Annotated in this window: 5 protein-coding genes; all 5 read right to left on the reverse strand. The window is 34.0% G+C overall.

The window, feature by feature from the left end; translation table 11 throughout:
• Positions 1-32: 32 nt before the first annotated feature.
• Positions 33-1,409: a hypothetical protein gene (locus G600_RS0104105; RefSeq protein WP_027430801.1), complete on the reverse strand. Its 1,377-nt coding sequence runs from the start codon at positions 1,407-1,409 to the stop codon at positions 33-35.
• A gap of 83 nt (positions 1,410-1,492) precedes the next feature.
• Positions 1,493-2,770, reverse strand: a complete 1,278-nt coding sequence (locus G600_RS0104110) for a diaminopimelate decarboxylase (RefSeq protein ID WP_027430802.1) — start codon at positions 2,768-2,770, stop codon at positions 1,493-1,495.
• A 273-nt stretch (positions 2,771-3,043) separates the two neighbouring features.
• Positions 3,044-3,256, reverse strand: a complete 213-nt coding sequence (locus tag G600_RS0104115; RefSeq protein ID WP_034245439.1) for a hypothetical protein — start codon at positions 3,254-3,256, stop codon at positions 3,044-3,046.
• A 62-nt stretch (positions 3,257-3,318) separates the two neighbouring features.
• Entirely contained in the window at positions 3,319-5,283 is a 1,965-nt protein-coding gene (locus G600_RS0104120; protein ID WP_027430804.1) for an InlB B-repeat-containing protein, read from the reverse strand.
• A 108-nt stretch (positions 5,284-5,391) separates the two neighbouring features.
• Positions 5,392-6,434: hypothetical protein (locus G600_RS15815; RefSeq protein WP_027430805.1), on the reverse strand; the 1,043-nt coding region annotated here is incomplete at its 5' end.

Here is a 6,434-nt window from a genome sequence, read left to right on the forward strand (position 1 = left end):
TAAATTTACTTTATTAAATATTAACACTAATTTTAACCTTTAACAACAGCTTTTATAATTTCAACGCAGGCTTTCATCTCTGCCTCATCGCTACATGCCATAAGTGCTGAGTTAATATAATCCTGAATCTCCTTAGTGTCATTAAAGAAAACTGGTAAATTAGAAATTACGCTTGCCATAATAGCTCTCTTAACCATTGATTCCATACCCTTAAAGCTATCGTCTAATTCCTTACAGAGCTTCTCTGCCATATTATCAGCATAAGAATCCTCAGGAATTTCCTCTTCATTCTCCACCTTAAATAATGAAACGAAGTCACTACCTGACTGAAGCTTTGTAACCTGTAAAAGCTTTTCATAGCCTACAAGGCTTTCTACATCAAGCTTATCCTTTAATTCATTATTAACATAATCAATAATGAAGTCTGAGCTTGAAATATTCTCTAAAAGCTTTTCCTGCTTACCTTCAAAGTTTACGAAATTCTCAGCAATCTCATCCATACCAACACGAGTAATATAAGCCTTACCTGTCTCAAGAATAATATTCTTTGCAAGGTCAAGTTCTTCATTAAGGCCAAGACTTGTGCTGCTTGTAAGGGAAATTGTAAGCGCATCGTTAATTACCTGAGTAAGTAAAACGTAAAAATCAGCTAAAGCATTGATTCTTTCACTTGCTAAATCAAAGGCCTTTCTTAACTGATCAAACTCATCCTTTGAAAGATTTGAATAGCTTGCAGATTCTAACTTTTCAATAGCAACAGCCACATCACCAAATTCAGAAATATCTCCTAAATCCTTTAACATTGCTGTAGTTGAAAGTGAGTAATAAAAGTCATCAATAGTCTTTTTCATAGCGCCATGATGAAGACTAAAGGCATCCTCAATATGGTCATAGAACTTACCCTTTGACATTCTCATTGGAAGCTGGCCAATAATTTCAGCAATCTTAGTATTAATTACTAGATTGTCCTTATCCTTTAAAATGTAATGCATTACATCATTAGTCAAATAAGTGTTATAGTACTCCTTATCAAGTTCTGCTTCTTTGTACTTATACTCGATTCTATTTAAAACATATTCGTAAATTCTAAGTCTATCAACGATGTTAGTAATCTTCTCCATCTTTTCAATAAGCTTATTTCTAATTTCACTAAGCTTACTATCGGCATCCTCTGTCTCGCCTTTTAAGATATCCTCAAGGACTGTCTTGACATTTTCAAAATTACTAACAAAAGTATCATCTATGTCTTCTTCAAGTAAAATATCTACTAAAGTGTAGTAATTCATAGATAATTTAATGGCTCCAAGTGTACTATAGAGCGAAGAAGCTGATTTCAAATATAATAAAAGATTCTCATCTAAATCCTTACCCTTATTTATTTCATTTGCAATATAAGATAAATTTTTCAAAATGCTCTCCCTTTCTCTTCTTTTTAGAAACATAGTCTATAATACACTTTCGCCGACTTTAAATCAATATTATTAAGTCCTAACTAGTTAAGAACTTTCTTATAAAAATCGCAGAAATCAAATGTCTGGAAATAATCCTTTGGTGTCTCTGCTCTTCTAATCATCTCAACAGAACCATCTTCCTTAAGTAAAAGTTCTGAAGAACGAAGCTTACCATTGTACTGATAACCCATGGCAAAGCCATGAGCACCTGTATCGTGAATAATAAGGTAATCACCCATATCAATCTTTGGTAACTTTCTATCAATAGCAAACTTATCATTATTCTCACAAAGTGAGCCAGTTACATCATAAGTGTGATCACAAACTGCATCTTCCTTACCTGCTACTGTAATATGATGGTAAGCACCATACATAGCTGGTCTCATAAGATTTACTGCACAAGCATCAAGGCCAATGTATTCCTTATGTGTATGTTTTTCATGAATTGCCTGAGAAACAAGGCAACCATATGGTGCAAGCATAAATCTACCAAGTTCTGTAAAGATAGCAACATCTCCAAGGCCTGCTGGTACTAATACTTCATCAAATACCTTATGAACGCCCTCACCAATTACAAGAATATCATTAGGTGTCTGCTCTGGCTTATAAGCTACACCAACACCACCGGAAAGATTGATAAATTCAATGCTAACTCCTGTCTTTTCCTTTAATTCAACTGCAAGCTCGAATAAAATCTTTGCAAGTGTTGGATAGTAATCATTAGATACTGTGTTACTTGCAAGGAAAGAATGGATACCAAAATGCTTAACTCCCTTAGACTTTAAAATCTTGAAGGCTTCAATAATCTGCTCGTGAGTCATACCATACTTAGCATCTCCAGGGTTATCCATAATATCTGTACCCATCTTGAAATATCCGCCTGGGTTAAATCTGCAGCTCATTGTTTCTGGAAGCTTGCCCCCTGCTATTTTTTCTAAAAATTCAATATGAGTAATATCATCTAAATTAATTGTTGCACCAATCTTAAGGGCATATTCATACTCATCAGCTGGTGTATCATTTGAAGAAAACATAATCTCTTCTGGCTTACACTCCAAAGCATTAGCCATCATAAGCTCTGTAAGTGAAGAACAATCTAGGCCGCAACCATAATCTCTTAAAATGTTAATAATAAAAGGATTTGGAGTTGCCTTTACAGCAAAATATTCTCTATATCCCTTATTCCATGAAAAAGCCTGCTTTAACTTTGCAGCATTTTCTCTAATGCCCTTCTCATCGTATAGATGAAATGGTGTTGGATATGTCTTTACAATATCCTTGATTTGTTCTAGTGATACGAATGTTTTTTTACTTCCCATATACGACCTCTTTTCCTACATTTACTATATTAATTGTGTACAATCAATCCAGTACAAGGCACGCTATTATCAAGGAAACCAAGTACTCAAACTGCACTTTTTGATAGTATAATACAACCGTTTCCTTGTCAAGTAAGCAATATATAACTTTTACAGTTTACCATATTAAAATGTATATACAGTGCCTCTGATATTGAAAAGCAGCTGAAAGAAAGCAATTAACTTAAACAAAAAAATACAGCCAATTACTGACTGTATTTTATAATCACTAAATTATGACCAAAAATCTTCTTCCGAAACGAAATCGCCATTTTTCATTTCCGAATCATTTTTTTCGAGCAATTCTCTTTCCCTTGCAGTTACTTTTGTAAAGTCTGGATCCCATGCAATAACAAGTTTTTTTATTAAAGCGTTCACAAGTAGAATATCTTCATCTGGAAGAGTATCTAAAAGTTCTGCAGTCTGCAAAGTCTTTGCTTTTAACATAATAAAATCCTCCTTCAATTTCTCCCAAAGGGAATCCTTCTTAGTAAGGGCATTATATCATTTTATGACCTTTTTGAATAGCCTTTAACTAATGTTAAAGTAACATTATTGTAGCCTGTTCCGCATATGGCCTTACCATCTTCTCTTTTATTAGATGTGAAACTAGCTGAAGTTACTGTCTGAACATTTCCTGTATCTGTGCTTGATACATAATCATATCCATAGCTATCTATGTAATACCAACTAGATGTAGTTGCCTTATCACCATTTGTAAATAAAGCCTGGCGTTTATATTGCCAATTAGTTGTTTGATTAGTATTTAAATAGTACCCAATTTGAGTACCACTAGCACTTACACTTCCAAGGCTTGTAACAATCGGTGTATCTGAATAATAAAAATATCCAGCAGGACTGTCAATTGCCTGATTCTTCCATTGTGGAGCGAAAGGCGAATCTGAATTAGTTGTATTAGCATTTGGTTTCTCTATATCATTACCATCAGCGTCAGTAAAATGTTTCCATATTGCTACTAGAGTAACTGTTCCATCTGAACTACGAAGGTTTTTAAAATTTTCATTAGCATTTATATATGACTTTGTACCAATAGCGACACTTGGATCTGTATTAGTATTATTAGTGTAGCCACCATAATTTGAGCCATCATATACTTGCCAACTTCTAAACTCATAATCTTCTCTAGTTACGCTATCTGGGGCAGTAATAGTTTCATCAAAACGAACTCGCTTATCTGGAATTTGTTTCTCGTTTGCAAGGTTCATATCGTAATGAACTGTATATGAGATAGGTTTCCAGATTGTATAAAATGTAATTGTTGTACCATTACTTATATTTGTTCCTGATGACTTTGGTGTAATGGTTGTACCTACCCTATTTAGTCCTCCAAGGCTTGAACTAAAACTTAGAGAACTATAAGAAGGATTTGTTGACCAGCCAACAAATTCATAACCTGTTCTTGATAACGAACTAGCACTAGGCATTGTTATACTATTACCAGCTCTTACATTTTTAATAGTTGTTACACTACCTGTTGGATTTGTTGTAATAGTATCACCATAGATATTCTTTGTCGTTACACTTGTTGGGTTTGGATTAAATACAACATCATAGGTGAATTTATAATATATATTTACGGTTGTATCTGCATTTAAAGTCTGCACACCAGTAGACGTAGTACCAATAGTGGTTTCTGTACCATTTTCCACCTTAGTAATCTTATCTACATAGACATTACTTCTATTAGTTCTTGTGGCATTAATAGAATAAGTATAGCCTTTTGTAACGTTCATACACACATCGCTTTGCCATGCATTTGAATCAGATATTTTAAAATTACCATATGAGCCATCTGTAAATTCCTGCCATGAAGAACCAGTCCAATATAGTGGATTTACATTTAAAACCTTTTGTTGGTCTGGATCATCTTCCCAAACGATTGTGATAGTGTAATTAGATTTATCTTCTCTTGTTGTAGGTTGTCTACCTTCATTTTTATCAGCAAGCCAGTCTCCTGCATATATACCACAGTCAACTAAGATTGAATACTTATCTGGCTGATATGTAGACATATATCCTGAATCATCTCTAACACCTGCAATCCTTTTACCTTCTGGTGGGTTAGTTACTTGAATATAAAGATATGGAGTATGACTAGTAAAATTTCCACTTACAGATGTACTTGAAACATTAGAACCTTCAGGTCCGAAAGTAAAATCTTCTGTCAACTTACCCCAAGTATCCCTACCGTGTTCCTCTAAGGACTTCCAAGCTTTTTCTGCCGATGTACCACTACGCATATTTGCTTCATTATCATCCGAATCATACCAGGTAATTGTATATGAACCATTTCCGCCCTCTTGATTAATACCAATATAAAAATATGCATTACTTGTATCTAGAGCGTAAACCACCTTAGATGAAATTGTTATGAATAATAACATAATTATAAATGTAACTAGAACTAATGACTTCCGACCTTTGTCCTTTTGTGATTGCCATGCTTTTATCATATTAACCTCCTAAGATTTATTTTTTGAGTATTATCACCTCAAAATAAATATAGAAGATTAAAATAAAAAATAGCTACCTCAAAAGAGATAGCTATATATAATAAATATTTAGTCTATTCCATAGTCTAAGGCTGCTCTCCACACAGAAGCTAGTGCATTTTCAAAGCCTTCATCCTCTGGGGAAAATCTACTTTCCATACTCATACGAGCGATAGTGTTATCTTTATTAAAGACATAAAACCTACCCTTAGCTGTTGGAGAACCATTTGAATGTCTCTTGAAGTATATTTGTGGATTACTAGTAGGCTCTAAAACATCCCATGTTAATTTCCAACTATCTGTTAAATCACGACCATCAATTAAATGAATAGCTGTAATATAAGGGCTTGTTGCTGAACCTTCTGAAATATCACTAGAGCTTGTATCTACTGAATCAGATGTATCATTTGCAACTTCATTAGATGAAGAATTATTATTAGCATTTGAGTTAGTAGTTACATTAGGAGAACTATTTGAGTTTGAAGCCTGTGCCTTAGCCTGTGCATCTGCCTGAGCCTTAGCTGCAGCTTCTTCGGCTTTCTTTTCTTCTTGTTCAATCATATATGTTGCATATTCTGATGCTGTGTAGAACTTTAAACCATCATCTGTTGTAAGTACATTAGTTACTACATCCTTATCAACATCAAAACATACACAGAAGTACATATATACGCTAAAGTGTGTTGTTTCAAAAGTTACTGTATTATCTTCATAAGTTGTATTACAAGCTTCAAGTGTGTTTGTGTCTGGATTGTAATAATAGACTCTATATTCTGTTGTATACCCCTCTGGAGCATTTAATTTATCTAATGTCTTAGTAATAGAAACTGTTCCATTTGGCTGAACCTTATTGTTATTAGCGTCTGTCATATTCAAATCAAATGACTTAACTGATGTATAACCGCCATCAAGACCTGCATTTGTAATTGCAGTAGTCATATCAGCAGTTACTTCAACTTCTGATGAATTAAATGTAAGACCTTCAAGCTTAATGCCCTCAATGCTTGAACCATCTGCACTTGTAAGAGTATCAGGAGTTGCTTCAGTTACGACCTCTGTTACATTTTCTGATGTATTTTTCTTTGTTCCACATGCTGTTAAAAGACTTGATA

The organism is Lachnospira multipara ATCC 19207 (assembly GCF_000424105.1).
Taxonomy (GTDB): domain Bacteria; phylum Bacillota; class Clostridia; order Lachnospirales; family Lachnospiraceae; genus Lachnospira; species Lachnospira multipara.

Bases quoted from the DNA above. Each gene is read 5' to 3' on its own strand.
- G600_RS0104110 (WP_027430802.1), bottom strand. From the start codon at position 2,770: ATGGGAAGTAAAAAAACATTCGTATCACTAGAACAAATCAAGGATATT.
- G600_RS0104115 (WP_034245439.1), bottom strand. From the start codon at position 3,256: ATGTTAAAAGCAAAGACTTTGCAGACTGCAGAACTTTTAGATACTCTT.
- G600_RS0104120 (WP_027430804.1), bottom strand. From the start codon at position 5,283: ATGATAAAAGCATGGCAATCACAAAAGGACAAAGGTCGGAAGTCATTA.